General features: G+C 66.6%; 23 protein-coding genes and 3 pseudogenes. 21 read left to right on the top strand and 5 right to left on the bottom strand.

The features are described from left to right. Window positions 1-3: 3 nt before the first annotated feature. The 21 genes and pseudogenes from AKJ09_RS07400 to AKJ09_RS07320 form a co-directional block, all read left to right on the top strand. Window positions 4-1,119, top strand: a pseudogene (locus AKJ09_RS07400) (RCC1 domain-containing protein); the annotation flags it as partial. Continuing rightward, on the top strand, window positions 1,074-1,367 hold the full coding sequence (locus AKJ09_RS56015) for a hypothetical protein (RefSeq protein ID WP_420814276.1): 294 nt from the start codon (window positions 1,074-1,076) through the stop codon (window positions 1,365-1,367). The pseudogene AKJ09_RS07400 and the gene AKJ09_RS56015, both read left to right, overlap by 46 nt. A 15-nt stretch (window positions 1,368-1,382) precedes the next feature. Then, window positions 1,383-3,194 (top strand): IgGFc-binding protein, encoded by a 1,812-nt coding sequence (locus tag AKJ09_RS07395; protein WP_146646487.1) that lies wholly within the window; start codon window positions 1,383-1,385, stop codon window positions 3,192-3,194. 89 nt (window positions 3,195-3,283) lie between these two features. After that, window positions 3,284-4,876: pseudogene (locus tag AKJ09_RS07390) on the top strand (RCC1 domain-containing protein); the annotation flags it as partial. A 77-nt stretch (window positions 4,877-4,953) separates the two neighbouring features. Beyond that, window positions 4,954-5,106, top strand: a pseudogene (locus tag AKJ09_RS56010) (RCC1 domain-containing protein); the annotation flags it as partial. Between the two features lie 30 nt (window positions 5,107-5,136). Further along, window positions 5,137-5,202 (top strand): hypothetical protein, encoded by a 66-nt coding sequence (locus AKJ09_RS56005; RefSeq protein WP_420814275.1) that lies wholly within the window; start codon window positions 5,137-5,139, stop codon window positions 5,200-5,202. A gap of 171 nt (window positions 5,203-5,373) precedes the next feature. After that, complete coding sequence (locus AKJ09_RS07385; RefSeq protein ID WP_146646485.1) at window positions 5,374-5,757, top strand: YybH family protein; 384 nt, start codon at window positions 5,374-5,376, stop codon at window positions 5,755-5,757. Window positions 5,758-5,828: 71 nt separating this feature from the next. Next, window positions 5,829-6,221 carry a heavy metal-binding domain-containing protein gene (locus AKJ09_RS07380; RefSeq protein WP_146646484.1) on the top strand — a complete coding sequence of 131 codons (393 nt, stop codon included), beginning with the start codon at window positions 5,829-5,831 and terminating at the stop codon, window positions 6,219-6,221. A 43-nt stretch (window positions 6,222-6,264) separates the two neighbouring features. Next, window positions 6,265-8,748 carry a heavy metal translocating P-type ATPase gene (locus AKJ09_RS07375; protein ID WP_146646483.1) on the top strand — a complete coding sequence of 828 codons (2,484 nt, stop codon included), beginning with the start codon at window positions 6,265-6,267 and terminating at the stop codon, window positions 8,746-8,748. 7 nt (window positions 8,749-8,755) lie between these two features. Beyond that, window positions 8,756-9,373 (top strand): RNA polymerase sigma factor, encoded by a 618-nt coding sequence (locus tag AKJ09_RS07370; RefSeq protein ID WP_146646482.1) that lies wholly within the window; start codon window positions 8,756-8,758, stop codon window positions 9,371-9,373. A gap of 93 nt (window positions 9,374-9,466) precedes the next feature. Next, complete coding sequence (locus AKJ09_RS52760) at window positions 9,467-9,694, top strand: heavy-metal-associated domain-containing protein (protein ID WP_169927342.1); 228 nt, start codon at window positions 9,467-9,469, stop codon at window positions 9,692-9,694. A 2-nt stretch (window positions 9,695-9,696) separates the two neighbouring features. Further along, a complete protein-coding gene (locus AKJ09_RS07365; RefSeq protein ID WP_169927341.1) occupies window positions 9,697-10,911 on the top strand; it encodes an NAD(P)/FAD-dependent oxidoreductase in 1,215 nt (404 codons plus the stop codon). A 259-nt stretch (window positions 10,912-11,170) separates the two neighbouring features. Continuing rightward, on the top strand, window positions 11,171-11,392 hold the full coding sequence (locus tag AKJ09_RS07360; RefSeq protein ID WP_146646480.1) for a TRASH domain-containing protein: 222 nt from the start codon (window positions 11,171-11,173) through the stop codon (window positions 11,390-11,392). Between the two features lie 233 nt (window positions 11,393-11,625). Then, window positions 11,626-12,048, top strand: a complete 423-nt coding sequence (locus AKJ09_RS07355) for a heavy metal-binding domain-containing protein (RefSeq protein WP_205633626.1) — start codon at window positions 11,626-11,628, stop codon at window positions 12,046-12,048. A gap of 6 nt (window positions 12,049-12,054) precedes the next feature. Then, on the top strand, window positions 12,055-13,479 hold the full coding sequence (locus AKJ09_RS07350; protein ID WP_146646479.1) for a TolC family protein: 1,425 nt from the start codon (window positions 12,055-12,057) through the stop codon (window positions 13,477-13,479). 7 nt (window positions 13,480-13,486) lie between these two features. Continuing rightward, window positions 13,487-14,707 carry a multicopper oxidase family protein gene (locus tag AKJ09_RS07345; protein ID WP_146646478.1) on the top strand — a complete coding sequence of 407 codons (1,221 nt, stop codon included), beginning with the start codon at window positions 13,487-13,489 and terminating at the stop codon, window positions 14,705-14,707. Between the two features lie 313 nt (window positions 14,708-15,020). Then, on the top strand, window positions 15,021-15,635 hold the full coding sequence (locus AKJ09_RS07340; protein ID WP_146646477.1) for an RNA polymerase sigma factor: 615 nt from the start codon (window positions 15,021-15,023) through the stop codon (window positions 15,633-15,635). Between the two features lie 437 nt (window positions 15,636-16,072). After that, entirely contained in the window at window positions 16,073-17,356 is a 1,284-nt protein-coding gene (locus AKJ09_RS07335) for a TolC family protein (RefSeq protein WP_146646476.1), read from the top strand. After that, a complete protein-coding gene (locus tag AKJ09_RS07330; RefSeq protein ID WP_146646475.1) occupies window positions 17,353-18,528 on the top strand; it encodes an efflux RND transporter periplasmic adaptor subunit in 1,176 nt (391 codons plus the stop codon). The genes AKJ09_RS07335 and AKJ09_RS07330 overlap by 4 nt, the downstream gene beginning before the upstream one ends. Before the next feature lies 1 nt (window position 18,529). Then, the gene (locus AKJ09_RS07325; protein ID WP_146646474.1) at window positions 18,530-21,682 is read left to right on the top strand and encodes an efflux RND transporter permease subunit; all 3,153 of its coding nucleotides are present in this window, start codon (window positions 18,530-18,532) and stop codon (window positions 21,680-21,682) included. Further along, window positions 21,672-22,622, top strand: a complete 951-nt coding sequence (locus AKJ09_RS07320) for a cation diffusion facilitator family transporter (RefSeq protein WP_146646473.1) — start codon at window positions 21,672-21,674, stop codon at window positions 22,620-22,622. Before AKJ09_RS07325 ends, AKJ09_RS07320 begins: the two co-directional genes overlap by 11 nt. 2 nt (window positions 22,623-22,624) lie before the next feature. Here AKJ09_RS07320 and AKJ09_RS07315 read toward each other — a convergent pair whose 3' ends face one another. The 5 genes from AKJ09_RS07315 to AKJ09_RS07295 all read right to left on the bottom strand — a co-directional run bounded on the left by AKJ09_RS07315 (window position 22,625) and on the right by AKJ09_RS07295 (window position 26,098). After that, the gene (locus AKJ09_RS07315) at window positions 22,625-23,470 is read right to left on the bottom strand and encodes an alpha/beta fold hydrolase (protein WP_146646472.1); all 846 of its coding nucleotides are present in this window, start codon (window positions 23,468-23,470) and stop codon (window positions 22,625-22,627) included. A 17-nt stretch (window positions 23,471-23,487) separates the two neighbouring features. Next, entirely contained in the window at window positions 23,488-24,018 is a 531-nt protein-coding gene (locus AKJ09_RS07310) for a DoxX family protein (RefSeq protein WP_240488408.1), read from the bottom strand. 157 nt (window positions 24,019-24,175) lie between these two features. Then, complete coding sequence (locus AKJ09_RS07305) at window positions 24,176-24,799, bottom strand: TetR/AcrR family transcriptional regulator (protein WP_169927340.1); 624 nt, start codon at window positions 24,797-24,799, stop codon at window positions 24,176-24,178. A 67-nt stretch (window positions 24,800-24,866) separates the two neighbouring features. Further along, the gene (locus AKJ09_RS07300) at window positions 24,867-25,427 is read right to left on the bottom strand and encodes a hypothetical protein (protein ID WP_146646469.1); all 561 of its coding nucleotides are present in this window, start codon (window positions 25,425-25,427) and stop codon (window positions 24,867-24,869) included. Continuing rightward, window positions 25,424-26,098 carry a hypothetical protein gene (locus AKJ09_RS07295; RefSeq protein WP_146646468.1) on the bottom strand — a complete coding sequence of 225 codons (675 nt, stop codon included), beginning with the start codon at window positions 26,096-26,098 and terminating at the stop codon, window positions 25,424-25,426. The genes AKJ09_RS07300 and AKJ09_RS07295 overlap by 4 nt, the downstream gene beginning before the upstream one ends.

Genomic DNA, 26,098 nt, shown 5'->3' with positions numbered 1-26,098 from the left:
TCGATGGACCTCATGAAGCAGAGAGCTCGATTGCTTATCCTCGCGGCAACGCCGATCGCCGCCGCCGTGGGAGTTTTCGCCTGCAGCAGCGACGAAGAGAGACCGTACTTCGTCGCGCTGGCGGACGGAGGAAGTGATGCCCCCGCGACGTCGATCGAGAGCGGAGCTGCGCCTGGCGACGGTGGAGTGACCGATGCACGCGTTCCGTTCGACGCCGCGGATGAGCCGATCGCGTGCACGGCGAAGCCTTGCGTCACCCAGCTCGTCGCAGGCTTGGAGCATTTCTGCGCGCTGCTCGAGGACAAGACGGTTCGCTGCTGGGGTGGGGACATTGCCCTCGGCACTCTCGATGGAGGCTCGAGCCTGGCACGCCCCATCTCGATGGGGCTGTGGGATGTCGAACAGATCAGCGCGGGCGGCTACACGACGTGCGCTCGCCTGACCGCCGGCACGGTGAAATGCTGGGGGACGAGCTTCGGCAACGAGCTCGGACTCGAGCCACCGGGCCCGGATTACGATTCTCATGATCCCACGACCGTCGCCCGCGATGGCGGCGCGCTCGACGGCTTCGTGCGCGTCGACGTAGGCAGGTCCGGCGTGACGTTCGCCGTGAAGACCTCCGGCGAGCTCTGGTCCTGGGGCAACAACAGGACCAACGCGCTCGGCCGGCCGCGCGAGCTCGATTTCTGGGGCGATGCGTGGCTCGGTCCCGGACCGGTCACGTATCTCGCCGGTGAGTCGGTCGCGTCTGCGGGAGGTGTCTCGACCTCGAGCTCCGACAGTGTGGCGTTTGCGATCACGAGCGATCGCCGGCTCCGCACGTGGGGGACCTCGAACCAGATGGTCGCTTATCCCGGCCCGGTGCCGACGGTCGTCGACGGCCTCGAGAATGTCGGCAGCGTCGCGGCGACGGAGACCAACATCTGCGCCGTCGCGGACGGATACCTCTACTGCTGGGGAAAGAATGGACTCCTCGCCTGCACGGGCAGCCCCTCGGCGGCGACGAGCCCGATTGCGATCTCGACGAGGAGCGAGGTGTCCGCGCAGCAGGTCAGCCTCGGCGTGAACAACACGTGCGTCAGGCTGACCGACGGCACGGTCGAGTGCTGCGGCAACGACAAGCGCGGGCAGCTCGGGAGGGCAGCGTCCGACGCCGGATCGTCGCCTTCATCGTCCGCCGCGATCCTCACGCAGGCCAATGCCTTCACCGGATACGCCGTGCAGGTCGCGGTCGGCTCCACCACGGTCTGCGCGCTCGTACAGGGGGAACGGTGCAGTGCTGGGGAGGCAACGAGAAGGGCCAGCTCGGTCAGGGAACGCTCGACGAACAGCGACACCCAACGCCGGTCACCGTCCACTTCGATTGAGGCGAGGAAGACCCCATGATTCGTTCGAGCTCGGTCATCGCCATCGCATTCGCCTCCCTCGGCCCCATCCTCGTTGCTTCCGCATCCGCTTCCTGTGGCGGGAGCGATCGCGCGTTCGTCGACAACTCCCCCGGCGACCTCGTGTCGGTCGACGCAGACCTTCCCGAGGCGCCGTCGTGCGCCGGACTGCGTTGCTCGCGCGACCTCAAGAAGGTGGTCGACGGCTGCACCGAGAACGTCGTCGCGGAGTGTGGGCCTGACAAGGGGTGCGCGAATGGATCGTGTGTCGATGCCTGCACCGCCGCCGAGGTTGCGAAGGGGTCTGTGGGATGTTCGTTCTGGACGCTTCCCCCCGACGCGCCCATGCCCTACGCCGGCTCCTGCTTCGCGGCGATGATCGCCAACACCTGGGATCGGCCGGTGACGATCACGGCTGACTACGGCACGACCCCGCTCGACCTCGGAGCGTCGGTGTTCACTGCGGAGATGGTCGGGACCGATGCGATCTACACGAAGCTCGAAGGACCGCTTCCTCCGGGGCAAGTCGGCCTCGTCTTTCTCTCGGAGATCCGCCCGCAGCTTCCGCCCGTCGGTTTCTCGCAGCTCCACAACACCTGTCCGCCGGGGATCCTCGGCGCGCACCAGGGCGATCCCATTACCCACGGCACGGCCGTCACCAAGGCGTTTTCGATCAAGACCGACGCGCCCGTCAGCGCGTACTCGATCTACCCGTACGGGGGGGCGAAGACGTTTTACCCGACGGCGACGCTTCTCTTGCCGACCTCGTCGTGGACCACGAACTACGTCGCGGTCAATGCTTGGCCGAGCATGCGCAACGGTGATGGCCGCCTGATCGGTGAGCCGATGCTCCAGATCGTCGCGTCGGAAAGCGAGACGGAGGTGCGCATCCGACCGAAGGTGGACGTCTACGACGGTCTGGACGTCAAAGGCGGCTCGGCCGGACAGACCTTGTCGTGGAAGCTCGCGCGCGGCGAGGTCCTGCAGATCACCCAGGCCGACGAGCTGACCGGGAGCCCGATCGAGTCGAGCAAGCCGGTCGGGGTCTTCGGGGGATCGCGGTGCACCGTCGTCCCTCAGGACGGTGTCGGAGCGTGTGACATCCTCCATCAGCAGATCCCGCCGCTCACTCAATGGGGATCCGAGTACGCGCCCGTCCCCTACCGTGGGCGGTCGAAGGGTGGGGTCGTGCGAAGGGAGATCGTGCCATATCGGCTCGTCGGCGCCGTCGATGGCACCGTGCTCACCTACGATCCCGCGCCGCCACGCAATGCACCGAAGACGCTTCGTGCAGGCGAGGTCGCCTCGTTCTTGACCGACGACCTCTTCGTCGTGAAGAGCCAGGACTCCGATCACCCGTTCTATGCGTCGGTCTTGATGACGGGGGCCCTCTTCAACGCCACCACGACGAACATGAACGACGGCGATCCAGACTTCGTCAACGTCGTGCCGTCCGATCAGTTCCTCGATCGCTACGTCTTCTTCGCGGACTATTCGTTCCCGGAGACGAGGCTCACGATCGTGCGGCGCAAGTCGGCGCAAGGCTTCGAGCCCGTGGAGCTCGACTGCGTCGGCGAGGTCGGCGGGTTCCAGCCGCTCGGCACCGCCGGCGAGTACGAGTACGCCTGGGTAGACCTCACGACGAGCTTCGCGCCCGCGAGCGGCACGTGCCGCGCGGGACGCCACGAAGCGAAGAGCGACGGTCCGTTCTCCGTCACCGTCTGGGGAATGGGCTACTGCGCGAGCTACGGATACGCCGGTGGGGCAGGTAGCCGACCGCTCACCAAGGTCGAAGTCCCGGTGCGCTGAGCGCCGGCGTTCTCTCTCCACGCAAACGTTCAACCTTGCGCTGAAGCAGGCCGCGTCGCTGGCATGCGAGCGAAGAGGGGAGTCGAGTCATGAGAATTCGGAGTCGAGACATGCTTTCAACGACCCAACGGTCTGCCTTTGGCGCAGTCTCTGTCATCGCGCTCATCCTTCTGGGCGCTTGCAGTGACGATGTCTCGAGTCCGTCGACCGACATCGCGGCTCAGGGAGACGCCGGCGCGTGCGCGGACGGCAGATGGAACGACGGCGCCTGCGTACCCTGGTCGGCGTGCGCGGTGGGAACTTACGTGACCAGCACGCCCTCGGAAACCGCCGACGGGACGTGCGCGGGGTGCGTGAGCGGGACCTTCAGCACGACGCCCAACGCGGCGAGCTGCGCGCGCTGGACGACCTGCGCGCCTGGCAGCTACGTGAGCACGCCCGGCAGCACGAGCACCGATCAAGTGTGCGCGCCGTGCGCAGCCGGCATGTATTCCTCGTCGGCCAACCAGGCCAAGTGCGTAGCGCTGGGCGAATGCGCGGCGGGCACGGTGCAGAAAACGCCTGGGACGCCGTCGTCGTCGCCCGTGTGCACGCCCTGCGAGCCCGGGACCCACTGCGCGGGCGGCACGTCGCCGATGGAGGAATGCGCGAGCGGCACCTGGGATCACGACAGCAATCCGGCGACGGCGTGCGTCGCGTGGACCGAGTGCCTTGCCGGACAGGCGGGGACGGGCGCGAGCGCGACCAGTGACCGGACATGCACGGCGTGCGCGAGTGGGACCTTCAACCCGACAGCCAACGCGGCGAGCTGCACGCCGATGACCGACTGCGCGCCTGGCAGCTTCGTGAGCGTAGCCGGCACTCCCGCCGCGGACCGGCAGTGCGCGCCATGCGCTCCCGGACTGACGAGCACGACCACGAACGCCACGGCTTGCGTCCCCGAGCCCGTCGAGCCCCAGATCGCTCCGGGCGCCGGTGACAGCTTCTGGTCGCATACGTGCGCGCTCAGCTTCGACGGCACGGTCCGCTGCGCGGGAAGCAACATGTTCGGCGAGCTCGGCGACGGAACGACGACGGATAGGGCGTCGCCCACCGCCGTCCTCGACCTCTCCGGCGTGACCAGAATGGCCTCAGGCGGGTTTCATACCTGCGCGCGCCTCGCCAACGGCACTGTCCGTTGCTGGGGATCCAACGGCAGTGGCCAGCTCGGTGACGGTACGACGACGGATCGGCTCTCGCCAACCACCGTCCCTGCTCTCTCCGACGTCACCACGCTCACCGCGGGCGGCTGGCACACCTGCGTGCGACTCACGAATGGCACCGTGCGCTGCTGGGGAACGAACGGCGGCGGCGAGGTCGGCGACGGAACGACGACGGATAGAAGCACGCCCACCGCCGTCCCTGGCGTCTCCGACGTCACTGCGCTCTCCGCAGGCAGGAGCCACACCTGCGCTCTGCTCAGCAATGGCACCGTGCGCTGCTGGGGCTTCAACAATCTCGGCCAGGCTGGCTCCGGTACGACGACGAGTCCGCTCCCGCCCACCACTGTCCCTGGCCTCTCCGACGTCAAAGCGCTCGCCACGGGCGGCGTGCATACCTGCGCGCTGCTCACCAACGGCACCGTCCGCTGCTGGGGACTCAACGGCAATGGCCAGCTCGGTGACGGAACGACGATGAATCGGCTCTCGCCGACGACCATCCCCGGCCTCTCCGACGTCACCGGGATTACCGCGGGCGGGGGCACACCTGCGCGCTTCTCGCGAATGGCACTGTCCGCTGTTGGGGATGGAACTGGGCTGGTCAGCTCGGCGACGGAACGACGGCGGACAAGGTCTCGCCCAACGCCGTCCCCGGCCTCTCCGGCGTCAAGGAGCTTGCGGCGGGCGACGCTGGCACCTGCGCACGCGTCGCGAACGACTCCGTCTACTGCTGGGGAACGAACATGTCCGGCCAGCTCGGCGACGGCACGATGATGGATAGGCCCTCGCCGACGCTCGCTTCCTGGTAGCGAGCCCGAGCCGCAGTGACGCGGGCTCGTCCGGCATCACCGCTCGGTCGCCGGTGGCTGTCTGAGGTTCGTAAGTCTTGGCTCGCGGACTGCCGACAATCGTCAACGACGAGTCGGCACACGAGCTTCGATGCCAGGTTATGCTGCGCGCCGACGAGGAAGGAGCTTCGAATGACCGACGATGAGAAAGCCATCCGCAAGGTCGTGGAGACGTGGACGGCGGCAAGCCAGAGCGGCGACGTCGACACCGTTCTCGGATTGATGACGGACGACGTGATCTTCATGGTTCCCGGTCAAGAACCGTTCGGGAAGGAGAAGTTTGCCGCAGCGTCTCGCGGGATGGACGGTATGAAAATGGAGGGGAAGAACGAGATCGTCGAATTGCGAATTCTCGGCGATTGGGCCTTCATTCGTAATCATATCGACATCACCGTGACGCCTCCGAACGGTAAGGCCGTTCGTCGAGCCGGTTACACGCTCACGCTCTTGCAGAAGGAAGCCGACGGACAATGGCGTCTCGCACGGGACGCGAACCTTCTGGCGATGCGTAGCTGAGGTGTAATCGACGGCGGGGTGGTGCGTCCTTCGTCGAGGCCGGTCGGACCGGCCCAGGAGGTTCCATCCCAATGAAGAGCGCCCTTGCCTCGATTCTCGTCATTCTCGGTGCCTGCGATCGCGCGTCGGCCGATGCGCCGCGACCGTCCTCGCCTCCCGTGGCGAGCGCCGAAATCGTCGTGCCGGTGGCGGCAAGCTCGAGCGTAATCGAGCCGACCGCTCCGCAGGCGTCGGCCTCGTCCTCATCCGTGTCCTCGCCGGGGCCAGCGCGTGAACAGCCTGTCGTGAAGCAGGCGGCCGCGCCCGCCCGCCAGGCCCCGAAGACCGTCTATGTCTGCCCGATGCATCCCGAGGTGACCTCGGACGCGCCGGGGCTCTGCCCGAAGTGCAACATGAAGCTCGAGCAGAAGCCGCAGAGCCGCGAAATTCGTGCGGTCCCGGCGCCCTCGGGGGAACCGCTGTAATCGAAACGCCCCCTCGGCGTCTGCACCATCGGAGAACACGACGATGGTGGCGACCGCGACCAAGACTACCGACGAGAAGCTCGAGCTTTCGATTGAAGGAATGACCTGCGCGAGTTGCGTGCGGCGCGTCGAAAAGGCGCTCGTGGCGACGGACGGTGTGAGCAAGGCCGACGTGAACTACGCGCTCGGCCGCGCGACGGTGACTTACGACCCGGCGCGTTCCTCGCGCAAGGTACTCGCCGACGCCGTCCGCGATGCGGGCTACGAGGTGCCCGAGGTCGAGAAGACGGTCGAGCTCGGCGTCATCGGAATGACCTGTGCGGCTTGCGTGAAGCGGGTGGACAAGGCGCTGCGCGCGGTCGACGGAGTGCGCGACGCGAACGTGAACCTGGTGACGCATCGCGCGACCATCAAGTTCGATGCGGCAACGGCCTCGGTCGACGCGCTCGCCGCGGCGATCGAGAAGGCTGGCTACCAGGCTGTCCGCGAGAGCGGGAGCGAGGGCGCAAGTGACGATCGCGCAGCAGCGATCGAGCAGGCCGAGGATCGGGAGCACCTCGAGCTTCGTCGAGGTTTCGTCTTCGCCACGGCGCTGACGGTGCCCCTGCTCGTCGTTGCCATGTCCCACGGACTCATGGCCTGGACCGAGACGACGTTCGGTCGCTGGCTCCAGTTCGCGCTCGCAACGCCGGTCGTCCTCGGGCCGGGGCGACGCTTCTTCCGCCTCGCGTGGGCGGCGGCGAAGCACAAGGCCGCCGACATGAACACGCTCATCGCGATCGGAACCGCCGCGGCGTGGATCTATTCGACGGTCGCGCTCGTCGCGCCGGGCCTGTTCCCGCACGCGTCGCACGGGCTCGTCCCGCACCTGTATTTCGAGGCCGCCGCCGCCGTCCTCACGTTCGTGCTGCTCGGAAAGACGCTGGAGACCCGCGCCCGAAAGCGGCTCGCGGACGCCGTGCGTGGCCTCGTCGCGCTCCAGCCGAAAACCGCGCGACGCTTGCGCGGCACGCTCGAGGAAAACGTTGCCATCGCGACCTTGGTCCCGGGGGATCTCGTCGTCGTGCGGCCGGGTGAACGCATTCCCGCCGACGGCGAAGTCGTTCGCGGCGCTTCGGCCGTCGACGAGTCGATGCTCACCGGCGAGAGCCTGCCGGTCGACAAGGCGGCGGGGGCCAAGGTGTATGGCGGCACGCTCAATCAGAGCGGCTCGCTCACCTTCCGCGTCACCACCACGGGCAAGGGCAGTGCACTGGCGCGCATCGTCGAGGCCGTCGAGCAGGCTCAAGGCTCGAAGGCGCCGATTGCACGGCTCGCCGACACGGTGAGCGGGATCTTCGTGCCGATCGTGCTCGGACTCGCCCTCGTGACGCTCGTAACATGGATGCTGCTGGACCCGACCGGCGACGGCATCGCCACCGCGGTCGAGCGCTTCGTCGCGGTGCTCGTGATTGCTTGCCCTTGTGCGCTCGGTCTCGCGACCCCCGCGGCCGTCGCCGTCGGCACCGGTCGTGGAGCGGAGCTCGGTGTCCTCGTGAAGGGCGGCGCCGCGCTCGAGGCCGCGAGCCGCGTCAACCGCGTCCTGCTCGACAAGACCGGTACGCTCACGATCGGCAAGCCGACGCTGACCGACATCGTCGACCTCACGGGCAAGGGCGAGGCGGACCTGCTCGCCGTCGTCGCCAGCGCCGAAAATGCGAGCGAGCATCCCGTTGCGCGCGCGGTCGTCGATGCTGCCCGCGACCGCAAGCTCACGCTGTCGACTGCCGACGACTTCCGTAGCGTCGCCGGCCACGGCATCGAGGCTCGGATCGACGGAAAGCTCGTCCGCATCGGAATCGCAGACTATCTGCGTGAGGGCGGGACGGATCCGGCGAGCCTCGAGGCGCAGGCCGAAGAGCTCGCGGGACGTGGGCGTACGCCGTTCTTCGTGGCGATCGACGGCGTCCTTGCAGGGCTCGTGGCAGTCGCCGACCCGCCGTCCGCCGAGGCGAAAGGCGCGCTCGCGGCGATGCGGGAGATGGGAATCGAGGTCGCGATGGTCACCGGCGACCGCGCCGGCACTGCACGCGCGATCGCCTCGGAGCTCGGGATCACCGAGGTCGTGGCTGAGGTGAAGCCCGAGGACAAAGCTCGGGTCGTCTTCGAGCAACGTGCCTCGGGGCGTATCGTCGCGATGGTCGGCGACGGCGTGAACGATGCTCCGGCGCTCGCCGGTGCACACGTCGGAGTCGCGATCGGAACGGGCGCCGACGTAGCCGTTGCAGCGGCGGACATCGCGCTCCTGCGGGGAGGCATCGGCGGCCTCGCGACGGCTCTCCGCCTCGGTCGTGCGACGCTGCGCACGATTCGCCAAAACCTCTTCTGGGCCTTCATCTACAACGTCATCGGTATCCCGCTCGCCGCGGGCCTGCTCTATCCCTGGACGGGATGGCAGCTCTCCCCGGTGCTCGCGAGTGCGGCGATGTCGCTCTCGAGTGTCTCGGTCCTTGCGAACTCGCTTCGGTTGCGCAGATTCGCTAAGTGAAGGGGGCATGACAGAACCCCAGGACTATCTCGAAGCCGTTCGGCCGACCGACGCCGATGTGAAGCAGGTACTCGTCGAGAATCATCGCGAGTTCCTCCGCTTCCTCGAGCGTCGGCTCGGCCGTCGTGATTTGGCCGAGGACATCCTCCAGGATGCGTTCGCTCGCGGCATGGAGAAGCTGGAGACACTGCGCGACGGTGAGGCTGTCGTCCCTTGGTTCTATCGAACGCTGCGCAACGCCACGGTCGACTACTGGCGCCGGAGCAAGTCGGCCGACAAAGCCCTCGCGCAGTTTGCCCAGGAGATCGAGACCTCCGAAGAGCCGCCGGAGACGATCCGTGGCGAGGTCTGCCGCTGCGTCGCGCGCCTCGCCGACACGTTGAAGCCCGAGTATGCCGATGCGCTCCGCCGCATCGAGGTCGACGGGGTCTCCGTGATCAGCTTCGCCGAGGAGATGGGCATCTCGAAGAGCAACGCCGCCGTCCGCGTCTTCCGCGCCAGGGAAGCGCTTCGTCGTCAGGTTGCCGTCTCGTGTGGAACGTGCGCCGACCACGGTTGCCTCAACTGCACGTGCGGAACGAAGGAGTCCGCCGGCGAGAAGAAGCGCGGCTGCGGCGGTCACTGAAGCGGCCGTCACTGAAAAAGGTGTAATCGCCGAGGCCCATCGGCGTCTTTCGAATGTGAGGCGAGAGTAACTCGCCCACGAGGAGAGACGACGATGACGAACAAGAAGGAAACGATTCTCGACGTCGACGGCATGACTTGCTCGTCTTGCATCCGCCACGTCGAAGCGGCGCTCCGCGAAGTCGATGGCGTCGACAAGATCGAAGTGAAGATCAGGGACGGCAAGGTGCGGGTCGAGCACGACGCCTCACGGGCCACGCTCGATCAGATGATCCGAGCCCTTGGCGACGCGGGCTACGAGTCGCGCGCCGCAGGAGCCTGAACGTGATCGTGGTCGTCGGCACCGGGCTCGCCGCCGTTTGCGCGGTGGAGGGCCTGCGCGACGAAGGGTGCTCGGCGCCGATCATGATGGTCGGTGCCGAGCGCGACCTGCCCTATGACCGTCCTCCGCTGTCGAAGGAGTTCCTCCGTGGCGAGACGACGCTCGAGGCAGCCCGCATCCGCGGCGATGCGTTCTACCGCGAGCACAACGTCGAGCTCGTCCTCGGCGCCGCCGCGAAGTCGTTGGACACGCATTCGCGTGAGCTCGAGCTCGAGCACGGGCGCCGAATTCCGTTCGACAAGCTGCTCATTGCAACGGGAGCGAGCGCGCGCCGGCTGCCCGTCCCCGGAGCCGAGCTCGACGGTGTTCTCACACTTCGCACGGGCGCCGACGCGCTTCACCTGAAAACGGAGCTCGCACGGGCGGGTCACGTTGTCGTCGTCGGCGGAGGCTTCATCGGCCTCGAGGTCGCGTCGGCGGCGCGGGCGATGGGCAAGCACGTCACCGTCGTGGAGGCCGCTCCGCAGCCGCTCGCTCGCCTCCTTCATGGCGAGCGGGTGGCCGGCGCGATCACCCAGCTCCATCGGGATCACGGAGTCGTCGTGCACACGTCGACGACGGTGACCGAGTTCTGCGGCGCGCATCGCGTGGAGGAGGTGGTCCTCTCGACGGGCGAGCGTATCCCCGCGGACGTCGTGCTCGTGGCCGTCGGCGTAGAGCCGTCGACCCGCTGGCTCGCCGGCTCGGGGATCCGGCTGGACGACGGCGTGCTCACGAACGCGTCTCTCGAGACGAACGTTCCCGGCATCTACGCCGCCGGTGACGTTGCGCGTGCCCTGCAGCCAGGAGCCGAGGGGCACGCGCGGTTCGAGCACTACGGTGCTGCGTACGAGCAAGGAGTCGTCGCAGGTCGCCTCATCGCCGGCGGGACCGCGGTGCCGAACGTGATTCCGGGCGCTGGCTCGGAGCAGTTCGGTGTGCGCATGCAGGTGCTCGGCCGCACGGCGGGGGCGGACCGCGTGGTCGTTCGCGGCTCCCTCGAAGCACGAACGTTCGCGGCCTTTTTCCTCGTCGAGGGAGCCGTCCGCGGTGCGTTTCTCATGAACCGCGTGCGTGAGCTCCCGGTGGTGCGCAAGCTCGTGTTGAATCGTGCGTGCGTCGACGAGCGGCGCATCGCCGACGAGTCCCAGCCGCTCGTCATGCCCGCTGTCGCGTGAGGCGCGTGAGAGGTGGCAGCCGCACGAGCGTGTAATCGCAGCCCCCGGCGTGCGTCCTCAGGGCATGCTGACCTCTCTCCGATTCCCAGCCTCGATCGTTTCCGTGTTCCTCGCCCTCGCTGGGTGCCGTGACGCGCCACCTCCGACGAAAGCGTCTCAGGTGGCCGCGTCCGCGCCGGTCACGGCGAGCTCGACGGCCTCGTTGGCGGTCACCCGTGTGACCGCTCCGAGCCAAGTCTGCATGGTGAACGACCGCTTCATGGGCAGCGACCAGATCCCCGTCAGCGTCGATGGCAAGACGTACTACGGGTGCTGCTCGAGCTGCAAAGACAAGCTGATGAACAACGCGGCCGCCCGGACGGCGCTCGACCCGGTGACGCAACGTCCGGTCGACAAGGCCACGGCCGTCATCGGCAAGACCTCGAGCGGAAAGGTCGTCTACTTCGAGAGCGACGATACTTTCGCCCGCTACACGCCGTGAGACTGAGCTCGGAGAGCTTTTTCTTCGCGTGGAGCGGTCACAGAAACGCGTGAGAGCGCCAATACCCTCGTGGAGTGTGCGCGTGCTCATTCGGCCACGCACTGTGGCGATCTCCTACGCAGCGAGAGCCAGCGCGCACGGTCGTGCTCGGCCAGCTCTTCTTCCCACGGCTCGCGCCGCGAGCTCGAAACCCTGTAATCCCAGCGCCCCTCGTACGTCGGCAATCACGAGACATGAAACACCATCGAACTGCTTTCACCACGACCTCACGTGCCTCGTTCCTGAAGCTCGGCCTCGCGGCGGCGCTCCTCCCACTCCTCGGTGCCTGTTCGCCCGCACCGATGCCGATCTCGCGCTCGGCGAGCGATCCCTCGAGCCCCTCGGCGCCCGACGGCGTGAACCCGCTCGCCGCGCAGTCGACGTCGGCGCCGGTCCTCACCGGGGCCGCGCAGCCCGCTCACGAACATCACGAGCACCACGAGCATCACGACCATGCGGCTCACGCCGCCCATCCGGGGGAAGTCGACCACGCGGCAGCCGAAGCCGCGGGTGCCGAGGGCGTCGTCTACGTCTGCCCGATGCACCCCGAGGTCACGTCGACGAAAGCGGGCGAGCTCTGCCCGAAGTGCAACATGAAGCTCGTTCCGAAGAAGTGAGGTCCCATGTCCTGGAGAACGTTTGCTCCGGTCGCGATCGCGGCGGCGCTCCTCGGCGGCTGCGCCTCGACGTCGGCGAGAGAACCTTTCAAGAACGTCGCCACGGAAGTGCGCGCACGTTCCGGTCACGACATCCGATGGAATCAGGGGACGGACGACGACAAGAAGGCCGATGACGCGGTCGACGCGCTGCTTCGCCGTGAGCTGACCGTGGACGGGGCGGTGCAGGTCGCGCTCCTCGCGAATGCGTCGCTTCAGGCGACGTTCGAAGAGCTCGCGATTTCGCAAGCCGATCTCGTCCAGGCGGGGCTCCTCAAGAACCCCACGTTCGCCATCGGGATGACCGCCTGGGAGGCGGAGCACATCAGCCCGAACCTGTTCGCCAGCGTGGAGCAGGACTTCCTCGACATCGTCACGATGCCGATGCGGAAGCGCGTTGCGGCCACCGAGCTCGAGGCGACGAAGCTCGCCGTCGGTGATCATGTCCTCGAGCTGGCGGCGCAGGTCCGCGAGGCTTTCTACAATGCCATGGCCGCCGAACAGGTGAGCGCCATGCGACGCCTCGTCGACGACGCCTCACAGACCGCCGCCGAGCTCGCACGACGTCAGCACGAAGCTGGCAACATGAGCGACCTCGCGCTCAGCACGCAGCTCTCGCTGCCCGCGCAGACGGCGCTGGACCGCCGGCGCGCGGAAGGGGAGGCGGCCGTCGCGCGTGAGAAGCTCAACAAGCTGATGGGCGTGTGGGGTCCCCGCACCGCCTGGAAAATGGCGGCGCGTCTCCCCGAGCTGCCGAAAGAAGAAGCGTCGCTCGAGAATCTCGAGTCGAAGGCGATCGAGCAGCGTCTCGACATCGGCGCCGCTCGCCGCAACGTCCAGGCGATGGACTACGCGCTCGGTCTTGCGAAGACGACGCGATGGTTCGGGTCGGTGAACGTCTCGCTCGAGGCGGCGCGACTCCGGAGCACGGGCCACTTCTCGTTCGGCCCCAGCGTTGCCCTCGAGATTCCGCTCTTCGATCAGCGGCAGGCTCAGATCGCGAAGCTCGAGGCGTTCAAGCGGCAAGGTGAGAGCTCGCTGCGCGCTCTCGCCGTCGACGTCCGCGCCGATGTCCGTGCCACGAGCGCCCGCGTGGTCACCGCGCGGAGTGTGGTGGAGCAGTATGCGAAGTCCGTCGTCCCTCTTCGCGAGCAGGTCGTGCGCTTTTCGCAAGAGCAGTACGACGCGATGTTGCTCGGCGTCTATCAGCTGATTCAGGCAAAGCAGGACGAGTTCGACGCCTATCGCGAATACATCGAGGCACTGCGTGACTACTGGGTTGCGCGCAGCGATCTCGAACGAGCCGTCGGCGGTCGCGTCGGCGCGCCTGCCCCCGCCGTCGCCAACCATCCCGCGGCTGTCGTCGCGCCGCCGCCCGCCCACTCGCATTGAGGAACGCATGAAGCATCGAAGCATCCTTGGTTTCTTGGTTTGGTTCGTCGCGCTGCTCCTCCTGCCGAGGGGCGCGGCGGCCCAAGCGAAGCTGCCCTATACGCCGGTCGTTACCCCGAACGGGTCGACCCTGCCGTTCACCATGAAGGACGGTGTGAAGGAGTTCCACCTCACCGCCGAGCCCGTGAAGCGCGAGTTTGCGCCCGGCATGATCGTCAATGCGTGGGGCTACAACGGTTCGACACCCGGCCCGACGATCGAGGCGGTCGAAGGCGATCGCGTGCGCATCTTCGTGACCAACAAGCTTCCCGAGCGCACCAGCGTCCACTGGCACGGCATCTTGCTGCCCAACGGCATGGACGGCGTTGCCGGCCTCAATCAGCCGCACGTCGAGCCGGGCGAGACCTACGCCTACGAGTTCACGTTGAAGCAGAACGGCGTGTACATGTACCACCCGCATTCGGACGAGATGGTCCAGATGGCGATGGGCATGAGTGGCTTCTTCGTCATCCACCCGAAGGTCCCGGAGCAGCCGAAGGTCGACCGCCACTTCGTGGTGATGCTCGGCGAGTGGTTCGTCGAGCCGGGAACGGCCACGCCGAATCCGAACATCATGACGGACTTCAATCTCTTTACCTTCAATAGCCGCGTGTTTCCGGGCACCGATCCGTGGGTGGTGAAGAAGGGCGAGAGGGTCCGCTTCACGTTCGGCAATCTCACGATGGATTCCCACCCCATGCACGTGCACGGCTACACCTTCGAGGAGGTCAGCACCGACGGAGGGCGCGTTCCGGTCTCGGCGCGGCGCCCCGAGACGACGGTGAACGTGCCGGTCGGGTCGACGCGCACCGTCGAGATGGTCGCCAACGTCGAAGGTGACTGGGCCTTCCACTGCCATAAATCACATCACACGATGAACGCCATGAGCCACGACGTCCCGAACATGATCGGGGTCAAGCAGCCGGCGGCTCTGGAGGACAAGGTCAAGGCCATCCTCCCTGGCTACATGGCGATGGGCGAGACCGGCATGGGCAACATGATGGAGATGGGCCGCCCGAAGAACACGCTGCCGATGATGGCCGGCGATGGTCCTTTCGGTGCGGTCGAGATGGGCGGCATGTTCACCATCCTCAAGGTGCGCGCCGGCATCACCAGCTACGCCGATCCGGGCTGGTACAAGAACCCGGAAGGAACGCTCGCGAAGAAGGTCCCTGCACCGAAGCCCTGAGCGGCGCAGGACGAGCGGTTCAGCTTTCCCCGACGGGGCTCGAAATTCTTCGGGCCCCGTCTTCGCGCTGTAACCTTTTGGCGCGCTTGCCCGTCAGCCTCCATGAACGACGAAATGTGGTCGTTCCAAGACGAGGAGAAAGCCATGAGCGAACCGAAAGCTTGCGCATGCAAGAGCTGCGGGCCGTCCTGCGAGTGCGGTAGCCAGGTGCCGAAGAGCGGGGAATGCTGCTGCGGTCCCGTCTGTACCTGTGGGACGAGCTGCGAATGCCCGGCCTCCTGCGGTTGCGCTACGTCCAAGAAGAAGTGACCTCATGAGCGAGTACGCGAGGAGCTCTGCGCTGCCTTCGCCCGAGACCCAGCCGGTCTCCGGCAAGGCGCTCGCGCGCGAGCTCCTCGTCATGCTCGGGGCCCGCCGTGCGGAGTTTCTCGGGTTCGTGAAGAAGCGGGTGAGGTCCGGCGTGGATGCCGAAGACCTCCTTCAGCAGGCGCTCGTGCTCGCGGCGGAGAAGCTCGACAGTCTTCGTGAGAACGACCGCCTCGACGCGTGGTTTTACCGCGTCCTTCGAAATGCGATCGCCGACCACCATGCGGCGTGGGCGCTTCGCGAAGCGAAGCTCGAGCTGCTTGCTCGCGAGGCTAGCGAAGCACCTCCCGAAGAGGCTGCCGTTTGCGCCTGCAGCATGGGGATGCTCGACGACGTGCGCCCCGAATACGCCGCCATCCTTCGACGCGTCGACATCGAAGGCGAATCGATGGCGGAGGCGGCCAGCCATCTCGGGCTCTCCGTCGGTAACGCGAAGGTTCGACTGCATCGAGCGCGCAAGGCGCTTCGCGAAGAGCTCCTCGCGCGCTGCGGCTCCGATTCGGTGCGTGCTTGTCAGGATTGCTCCTGTGACGACGAGCCAGTCGGCGAGGTGCAGTCGTGACGCGTGGGCGTCGACGCATGCTACGGCTGCTCATCGTCGTTTTTTCCCTGTTGCGGATCTGTGTTCTCGCGGGCGCCTTCCAGCTCTCCGGGCTCGCGCATCTGGCGTCCGATGTCATCGCGGTAGCCGTCGATGGGCCTCACTCGACCGAGGGGGATGACTGCGACGAGCATAGTTGCCCTCCCGGGTGCCCCTCGTGCCATCGCGCGCATGGTGGTGCCGTTCCATTCGCGTCCACGGCGTCGCTGTCCGACCTGCTGTCGGTCAGCGAGATGCTTCCACCGCCTCTGACTCAGGATCCTCCGACGGAACGCTCCCTCGCTCCGCCCGATCGACCGCCGCGCGTCTGAGCGCATTCGATCGCCCCGCCGGGGCCGACGCGCGACGACGCGTGCCGGCTTCCAGCTCATGGATCCGTTCGATGCGGAGGACGTGTCGTGTATTTTCGAACGCGTTTCGCGGTGGCGTTGGCCATCGCGCAGTCACTCATTTCGACCACTAGCGAAGCAAAAGAAGTAGGCGCGTGCGCGCCGGTCACTCGCGAAAACCTCGTTCGCTGCGCCCTCTCGGCGAGCCCCGCGGTTCGTCGCGAGAATTACGGCACCGCGGCCGCGGAGGGGCGTGTACAGGCGGCGCGTCCGATCTTGCCGTCGAATCCCGTGCTCGCGGGCGCTCTCGCGCGGAGAGCGAGCAACGGCAGCGACCCGACCGCGGTGAACTGGACGGCGACGCTCGCTCAGGAGATCGAGATCGCCGGAGGACGCGGAGCACGCCTACGCGCAGCGGAGCACGAGAAGCTCGCGCAGAAGAGCCGCGCCATAGGGACCGAGCGCGATACGGCGACGCTCGCGTGGGCTGCGTACTTCGATGCGATTGCCGATCGCGAGCAGCTTCGTCTCGCCGAGCAGATGGAAACGCTCGGTGCCTTGCTTGCACGCGCGGCCCGCGCCCGGGCGGACCGCGGTGTCGGTTCGACCGTCGACGCCGACGTGGCCGAGGCAGCCCAGATCCGCATCGTGCAGGAGCGTTTCGCGGCCGACAGGCAAGTTCGAAGTTCGACGGCAGCTCTGGCGTCGCTGACGGGCGGCGACCCGCTGGGGGCCGACGGCGGCGTCGACGGAGAGCTCGTTCCGCTTCATGCGGTCGACGCGCTTCGTGGCGACACGACATCTGCGGTCGCTTCTCGCCCCGAGATCGCCGCTGCCCGCGCCGAGCGAAGTTCGTTCGATGCCCGCGCTTCGGCGTTTCGAAGAGCCCGCGTTCCAAACGTCACGGTCTCCGTGTTCGCGCAAAACGACGGCTACCACGAGAAGGTGCTCGGCATGGGCTTAGCGCTGCCCATTCCGATCCCCGGGGTGGGACGGACCTATGCCGGAGAGATCGCGGAAGCGAACGCGCTCGCGGCTCAAGCATCCTCCGAGGTCGACCGCTTGACGCTCACGGCGCGACTCGAGCTCGCGACCGCGCTGCAGGGGCTCGATTCCCGGCGTGACGAGTTGGATGCCTTTTCGAAGGAACGCCTCGAACGCGCGGAGAAATCGCTCGGCGACATCGCGACGGAGATCGAGGCGGGGCGGCTTGGCGTTCGCGATGCGCTTCTCGCTCAGCAGGCCTTGATCGATCTCCTTCGGTCTCACCTCGAGGCTCGCCGAGCGCTCTGTCTCGCCTCTGTCGAACTTGCCCGTGCTGCGAACCTCCCGCTCGAGCGAGGTGTCCAATGACGTGTCGTGTCTTCATCGTCCTCTTCTTCGTTCTCTTGGCGGGGTGCAAGAATGCGAGCGCCGACAAGGAGCCCAATCCAAAGTCCTCGGGTGCAGACGTCCCTCATGACGACGAGCCCGAACACGAAGGTCTCGCGAAGCGGGTGAGGCTCTCTCCCAGAGCCCTGTCGGCCTCGAAGATTCGAACGGCGCCGGCGACGACCGAAGTGCTCTCCGCCACGGTGACCTTGCCAGGCGAGATCGTCGCCGATCCCGACAGAAGCGCGCGGGTGTCGACGCCGATCGCCGGGCGGCTCACCGACGTTCGCTTCAAGGAAGGAAGCAAGGTGACCAAGGGACAAGCGCTCGGCACCGTGCGCATCCCCGAGCTCGGCAAGGTGCGCGGCGCGCTCGCTGCCGCGAACGCGAAGGCCACGGCAGCGCGCACGAATGCCGACCGCTTGTCGACGCTCGCTGACAAAGGCCTTGCTGCCAAGCAAGAGGCCCTCTCCGCGAAGGCGGACGCCGACGCACTGGACGCCGAGACGAGCGCCTTGCGAGAACAGCTCGCAGCGCTTGGGGGACCTGCGGGCAACAATGGCGAGCTCGTCATCCGCGCGCCGGTGAGCGGGGTCGTGGTCGCGCGCGATGCCGTCATCGGTCAGCCTGTCACCACCGAGCAGACGATCGCGATGATTGCCGACCTCGACGAAGCGTGGTTTCTCGGCCGCGTCTTCGAGAAAGATCTCGGCCGACTAAACCTCGGAGCGCGCGCCGAGGTGGAGCTCAACGCCTATCCGAAGGAGCATTTCGAGGGCACCATCGAGTACCTCGGCAAACAGATCGATCCGGCGGCGCGGACCGTCACGGCGCGTATTCGGCTGACCAACCGCGCCGATATCTTGCGAATTGGCCTCTTTGGCTCGGCGCGCGTCTCGGTCGATGAAGACGCCAAGAGGACGCCGGCTCTCGTCATACCCCGAAGTGCGCTGACGGAGATTGGCGGCAAGTCCGTTGTCTTCGTCCGTCATGCCGACGACGATTTCGAGCTGCACGAGGTAGTGCTCGGCGACGCCGCGCTAGGCAAAGTAGAGATTGTCTCGGGGCTCCGCGAAGGCGAGCAGATCGTCACGGAGGGCGTGTTCACGCTGAAGAGTGCCGTCCTCAAGGGCTCCTTGAAGGAGGACGACTGAGATGGCTTTCCTCTCCTGGATCGTCGCCTGGTCACTGCGCAACCGCGCGGTCGTCGCGATCGCCACCATCCTCTTCACGCTCGTCGGTGTGAGGGCGGCGCTGAAACTGCCGATCGACGCCGTCCCCGACATCACGAACGTACAAGTCCAGATCATCACCTCCGCGCCCGCGCTCTCGCCGGTCGAGGTCGAACAGTACGTCACCGTGCCGGTGGAGCGCGCCATGGCCGGGATCCCACGCACCGAACAAGTGCGCTCGATATCGAAATACGGAATCTCGGTCGTCACGATCGTGTTCCGTGACGGCACCGATATCTACTTCGCGCGCCAGCTCGTGAACGAGCGGATGCGCGAGGCCACTGACGCCGTTCCATCCCAGTACGGCAAGCCCGAGATGGGGCCGATCTCCACGGGGTTGGGGGAAATTTATCAGTTCACCGTCCGTAACGATCGGCTCGACATCATGCAGCTCGAGGAGCTGCTCGATTGGCAGATCGGACCGCAACTGCGGACCGTACCGGGAGTCGTCGAGGTCAACAGCTTCGGAGGTGAAGATCGTCAGTATCAGGTGCTGCTCGATCCCAAACGCCTTCAGGCCGCAGGAGTGTCGGTCGCCGAGGTGGTGACGGCCCTCGACAAGGCCAACGCGAACGCGGGGGGCGGGTACATCGAGCACAACCAGGAGCATTTCGTCATCGGGACGAACGGTCTCGTGAGGAGCCTCGACGACCTGAGGAACGTCGTCATCGGCGCCACGCCCCAAGGCGTGCCCATCACCATCGCGACCGTCGGCGACGTTCGATTCGGTCCGCGTCTCCGCCGCGGCGCGGCCTCGAAGGACGGCAAGGGCGAGGTCGTCGTCGGTGTTGCGTTGATGCTCATGGGGGAGAACTCGCGCACCGTCACCGAGGCGGTGAAGGCGAAGCTCGCCGCCATTCAGCCTTCGCTGCCCGAAGGAACGCGCATCGACGCCTTCTACGATCGCTCGGTTCTCGTGAACCGGACGATCAAGACCGTGGCGACCAATCTCGTCGAGGGAGCGGTGCTCGTCATCGGCATCCTCTTCCTCTTGCTCGGCGATCTCCGAGCGGGGGTGGTGGTAGCCGCGGTGATTCCGCTGTCGCTTCTCTTCGCGATGACGGTGATGAGTGCCTTCGGGCTCTCGGGCAATCTCATGAGCCTCGGTGCGATCGACTTCGGTCTGCTGGTCGACGGCGCCGTCATCATCGTGGAGAACGTGGTGCGACGCCTCTCCGAGAAACAGCGGGCGCTCGGAAGGGCGCTCGCACCGGACGAACGACTCCGCGTCACGGAGGACGCGACGATGGAGGTCCGCGCCGCCAGCGTCTTCGGCGAGGCCATCATCGCGATCGTCTACCTTCCGATCCTCGCGCTCACGGCCGTCGAGGGGAAGCTCTTCCGGCCCATGGCCACCACGGTGCTTCTCGCGCTCGCGGGAGCGTTCATCCTGTCACTCACGCTCGTTCCGGTGCTGACGAGCTACCTCGTCAAGCCCAGTCCGGAGGCTCACGACACCTGGCTGCTCCGGAAGGCGCACGCGCTCTACCTCCCTCTGTTTCGTCGCGCCATGAAGAGGCGCGCGCTCACCGTCGGCGCAGCAGTCCTCGCGTTGGCAGGAGCAATTGGACTCTTCACACGGATCGGCGCCGAGTTCGTTCCGCAGCTCGACGAAGGCGACTTGCTCGTGGAGGCGCGGCGTCTGCCCGGCGTCGCTCTCACGGAGTCGATCGCGACGGACACGCGGATGCAACAGGCCATTCTCCAGATCCCCGAGGTCACTCACGTCGTGAGCAAGACGGGAGCTCCGGAGCTCGCGACCGATCCGATGGGGATCGAGCAGGCCGACGTCTTCATCGGCCTGCAAGACCGAAAGGCTTGGCGGCCGGGCGTGACCAAGGAAGTGCTCGCGAAGGAGATCTCGGCGGCGCTCGACGAGGACGTCCCCGAGGTCGGAGGAGCCATCTCGCAGCCGATTCAGATGAGGACCAACGAGCTCATCGCGGGCGTTCGTTCCGATGTCGCCGTCCTCTTCTACGGGCCTGACCTCGACCGCCTACGAGAGTTCGGAGAGCTCGCGGCGGAGCGTCTCCGCGGTATTCGAGGCGCCGTCGACGTGCGCGTCGAGCAAGTCGCCGGCCTGCGCTACCTGCGGATCGATCCCGATCGCGCGAAGCTCGCGCGGTACGGCCTCACCGTGCAGGACGTCAACCAGATCACCGAGACGATGGCCGTTGGCCACCGCGTCGGCGACGTTCTCGAGGGCGAGCGCCGTTTCGGCGTCGTCGTGAAATCGCTCCACGGTTTTCAGGGCGATCTCGACGCCCTTCGGGCACTGCCTCTGAAGTCGGTGAGCGGCCAGATCGTGCCCCTCGGCGACGTCGCGGAGCTCTCGTTCGTGACCGGACCGGCACAAGTGAGCCGTGAGAGCCAGTCACGGCGCATCACGGTCGAATTCAACGTCCGCGGGCGCGACCTCATGTCCGTGGTTCATGACGCGCAGCGAGTCGTCAGGAGCTCCGTTCGGCTTCCGGTTGGGTATCGCGCGGAATGGGGAGGCCAGTTCGAGCACTACGAGGAAGCCAAGGAGCGGCTCTTCGTCGTGGTTCCGCTGGCGCTGGCGCTGATCGTGTTCCTCCTGTGGCTCGCGTGCCGATCGGTGCGGGATGCGTTGCTCATCTTCCTCAATGTTCCCTTCGCCATCATCGGCGGTATCGTTGCGCTCTGGTTGCGCGACTTGCCGTTCTCGATCTCCGCAGGCGTGGGATTCATCGCCCTCTTTGGCGTGGCGGTGCTGAACGGGCTCGTCCTGGTTTCGTTCGCACGTCACCGCGAAGAGGCAGGAGATGATCACGTGACAGCGATGGTAACGGCTGCCGACTTGCGACTACGCCCGGTCCTCATGACGGCCTTGGTCGCATCGCTCGGCTTCGTCCCGATGGCGCTCTCGACCGCTCCCGGCAGCGAAGTGCAGAAGCCGCTTGCGACGGTGGTGATCGGCGGGCTGGCGACTGCGACGGTCCTGACGATGTTCGTACTCCCCGTCGTCTACGCCTGGCTCGGCCGAGGGTCGAAAGGAACGACTCTTGCGACCGCTTCGGCGCCGCCGGCCACGGAGGTAAGCCATGGCACGTGAGCACGCGCATCACGATCACGGCTCCGATCATGGGCATGAGCACGGGCATGCGGGGGCGCCGGCAAGGCGATTGCTGATCGCGCTCGTGCTCACGGCGACCTTTCTCGTCGTCGAGGCCGTGGTCGGCTTCTTCTCTCACAGCCTCGCGCTGCTCAGCGATGCCGGGCACATGCTGACGGACGCCGGCGCGCTCCTGCTCGCGCTCGTCGCGCAGCGCGTTGCCGATCGCCCGCGCACGGAGTTCCACACCTTCGGATTCCGTCGCGCCGAGATCCTCGCCGCCCTGCTCAATGGCATCGTCCTCGGAGCGAGCGCGGTCTGGGTCATCGTCGAAGCGATTCGGCGCTTCTCGCAGCCGCAGGCGGTCGCCGGAGGGTGGTTGATGGCAACGGCGTCCGCCGGGCTCGTCATCAATCTCGTCGCGGCTTGGGTGCTCGGCTCGGGCACCAAGGAGTCGAATGCGAACGTCCAGGCGGCCTTCGCGCACGTGATTGCAGACGCCGCGGGCTCTGTCGCCGCGATGATCGCGGGCGTCCTCGTGCTCGCCTTCGGCTGGTACATTGCCGACCCGATCGTGTCGATCGTGATCTCGGTCATGATCCTCTGGGGCGCCTACCGGCTCGTGCGCGGCTCGCTCGGTGTGCTGATGGAAACCACGCCGGCGGGCTTCGACACGGCCAAGATCGCGGACACCATCCGAAGCGTGTCCGGCGTCACGGAGCTCCACGACCTGCACGTGTGGTCCATCTCCGAAGGCTTCCCGTTGGTGACGGTGCACGTCGTTCTCGACGGCGCGGCTCACGGGGCCGACGTCGCCCGTCGCGTCAGTGAGCAGATTCGCAGCGTGCACGGCATCGAGCACGTCACCGTCCAGCCCGAAGCACCAGAGGCGAGCCGTCTCGTCCCTGCCGAGCGCCTGAGGCGCAAGGGGGACGTGTGATTCTACTGCCGTGATTCGAGGAACGTCGTGGCCATTCCGACGACCCAGTCTGGATGGGTGTAGATGGCGAAGTGATCGCAACCAGGCAGAATGGCAAGTTGAGCGTGAGGCAGTAGATGGGCCATTTGCGCGGCGTACTCCGTTCGAATGATATCGCGATCGCCGAGCATGACGAGGGTGGGGGCCTGCACGGCGCGCACTTCGTCTTTCGACCAACCCTTGAATTGCAACGACATGGCCTTGATTTTCTCGACGAGCACGGGCCAGTGCCCCGGGTCGGGCGCGGCTTTCGTGTAGGCATCGCGAAAGACCGGCGGGATCATCTCCGCCGTCAGATCCTCCATCGATCCCGATGCCGGATCGAGGCCGTCATTGTCATAGGCCGAGGAAAGGAGCACCAGCCGGCGCACGCGATCGGGGTGTCGCATGGCCACTCGTAGAGCGACTGCCCCGCCGTCGCTCCAGCCCAAGAAATCGGCTTTCGGAATGCCGATTGTCGTGAGGAACCTATTCGTGTCCTCCGCCATTTGGTCGTACGACAGCGGCCGATCGATGTCGGGAGTGTGTCCGTGCGCCTGCTGCTCGATGGCGATGACGGTGTGATGTCGGGCCAGAATGGGAATGACCGCTCCGAACGAGTTTTCGATGGTGGAGACGCCCCCGTGAAGCAGGACGAGCGGGGCGCCGGAGCCGTGGACCTCGTAGTACATGGAGAGGCCATTCACGTTCTCGTAGGACGCTCGCGTCGGAGCTTGGGCGCGGGGCGCTGGCGAAGCCTCCGAGTGGTGTGCGCAGCCCGCGACGAGTGCCGCGAGCACGACGCCGGCGAAGATGGCGATGGTTTTCACGGAGTTCAAAGCCTTGGTCAGGCGCGCGGCGCGAGCAGGGAGCGGAAGGCCGCGGCGTGGACCTTCGCGAGATAGAGTCCCAGCGCGAGCACGACGAGCGCCACCGGCAGCCCCTGGGGCGCGAGGAACAGGTGGAACGCGATGATGTTGACGACCACGGGCGCGAGGATCACCAGCGCGAGGGGCACGAAACGATTGGCGAGGAGAAGGGCCCCGACAACGATCTGCGTCACGCCGACGAGCTGCATCATGTAGCCCGACCTCGCGAACGCGAGCGTCAGTTCCATGGCTCCGGGGGGAATCTCACCGGGCTTCGGTGGCGGCAGAAATTGGAGCAACCCATTGAGGCCCATGACGAAGAAGAGCAGGCCCATCACGACGCGCGCCCCTGTCGGCGCGAAACGCGAAAAGCCCTTCTTCGCGGTGCGGTCCTCGATCTGTGCGGTCTCGTTGATGGCGGCGGAATCGTTCATGGTGCCCGTCTCCTGGTTGGTCGCGCCGTGCGCGTCTTCATCAGGGCGACGAATGGCCGATGCGCGGATCGACACGCCTCGATCACTTTTCTTCGAATTTCCGAGCCGCGCTGGAGGTCTAGCGCGCAAGTGGCGGAACTCTCTCTCTTTGTGCGCCGCGCTACCGCTCGCGCTGCGGCCCAACGCCGGGGTCGGACCCCCGAAAACACCCTTCTTCGCTCGAAGAGCTCGACTAAGCGAGGAGGTGCTTGCTGCAGAGCGTGACGAGGTCCGCGCGGAGCGCTTCGCGTTCGTGTGTCGGTTGATCTTCCCAGATCAGCGCGTGAACGACGCCCATCGTCGCTTGCGTGACTGTCCACGCCGCGAGCTCGATGTTCGGGTGCGTGATGTCCTTGCGCCGTCGCAAGGAGGTTGCGAGCGACTCGGTGAAGACGCTCTGACTCTTGGCGAGCGTCGGCATGAGTCCGAGCGAGTGTGCGATCTTCAAGATGCCGCGCGGGACCTGCTTGTTCGTGGCGTAGGTCGCGAACGCGAAGTCGACGATGCGCTCGATGCTCTCGGGCAGCGGTAGCGGCTCGGTCTCGATGAGGAGCGCTTCGAACGCGCGGAGATTGTCCTCCGTCATCTTGGCGGCGAGCGCAGCGAGCACGCTGCGGCGATCGCGGAAGTAGTCGTAGAGGGAGCCTATGCCCACGCCCGCGCGGTTCGCGATCTCTTGGAGGGGCACATCGTCTTCGCCACCGCGCTCGACCCGCTCCAGTGCCGCGCTGAGAATGGCCTCGACCACGCTGCGTGAGCGAGACTGGCGTGGTGCCTTACGGAGATGTGCATCGTAGAGGGCCGAAATACGCGACACACCACGAATGCTACACCATGGCTCTGCCCCGAACGTCGCAACAGCGCGTCGAAGAAGACCGAAGCGCTCAGCGACGGTAAGGCGCTCCCTCCGCGCCGGTCGGTGTTGCGGCGCGCTCGTGGAGGAGCGGCGTGAGCTCGGCGAGGACGATGTGAACGAGGTCGGGGCCGGCGATGTCGACGAAGCGCACGCGGATCGAGGTCTGCGTCAGCTCGATCTCTTGTACGGCGCCGTCGAGCTCCGTTGTCAGGAAGAGGCGACGAGCAGCCGTCACGAGCGGATCGGCATCGGTAATCTCTGCGCCTCCTCGGACGAGACGCACGGGATCGCGATAGGGCAGGTTGCTCGCGATCGATAGGTCGAATCGGTTCAATGCGCTCGGCGGCATCGCCCAGCATAGGATGACCTGGTGGCCGTCGAGGACGCCCTGCAACGAGTCCTCGTCGTTCGAAGTAAAGCCATGTTCGAACGCCCATCGTCGGACGTGGGCAAGTCGAACGCGCGCAGCGACGGGGTTCTTGGTCCTCGGCCTCTCGGGGAAAGGCGCGCGGCGCCGTTGGTCCCATATCGAGCGCCACGCGATCTCGATGACGCCTTCGACGATCGCACCGACGATATCCGCGATCATCCCTTGATACTAACCGCTTCCTGCGGAAGCTCGGGAATCCTGAAGGGGACTTGCCCAGGCGCCAGCGGCACGCGATCCTGCCCATGCGGCTGCTCGGCGGGCATGGACTGGCTCTGATTCGCTGCCGGTGGCTCGGCGCTCGTGGCTCCGATCGACCACCCCGCTTTGGACGACGTCGTCGTGGCGCTCGCGCTCGGCGGTGATCCCGGAGTCGACTGCGAGGATTGCGTCGCGCCCGCGAGGGACTCTTTCGCTTTCTCCGTGAGCGCTGCTTTGGCGGCATTTTGCAAGACGGCGCCGGGGATCTTTCCGACCGTCTGCTCGAGCACCATCGGCACGTTTGCCTCGACGCCAAGCTTGAGTGCGTTCTTGGCGGCCGCCGCCGGGCCGAGGATAAGCCCGCCCACGACGGTTGCCGCGACGGCGTTTCCGACGGGATCGGGTTGGATCGGCCGGTCGTAGGCCTCGACCCGTTTTCCGAACCGCGCGATCGGGTCGTCGGGGCACTGCTGTGCAGCGTGTGTTGCGTCGCTGGATGCATGCAACGACTGGCCGCCTTCGTCCGTACCGGATTCGAAGTACGCGTTTCGCCGTGCCTCCGCCTCGCGTTCGGCACTCTGCCTGCTCTGCTCGTTCGCCGCCGCGCGTTGCTCGGGCGTCTCCGTGCACAC

It is taken from the genome of Labilithrix luteola (assembly GCF_001263205.1).
GTDB lineage: Bacteria > Myxococcota_A > Polyangia > Polyangiales > Polyangiaceae > Labilithrix > Labilithrix luteola.
The sequence above is the reverse complement of the archived record's forward strand: the minus strand, read 5'-3'. Positions and strand labels throughout refer to the sequence as shown.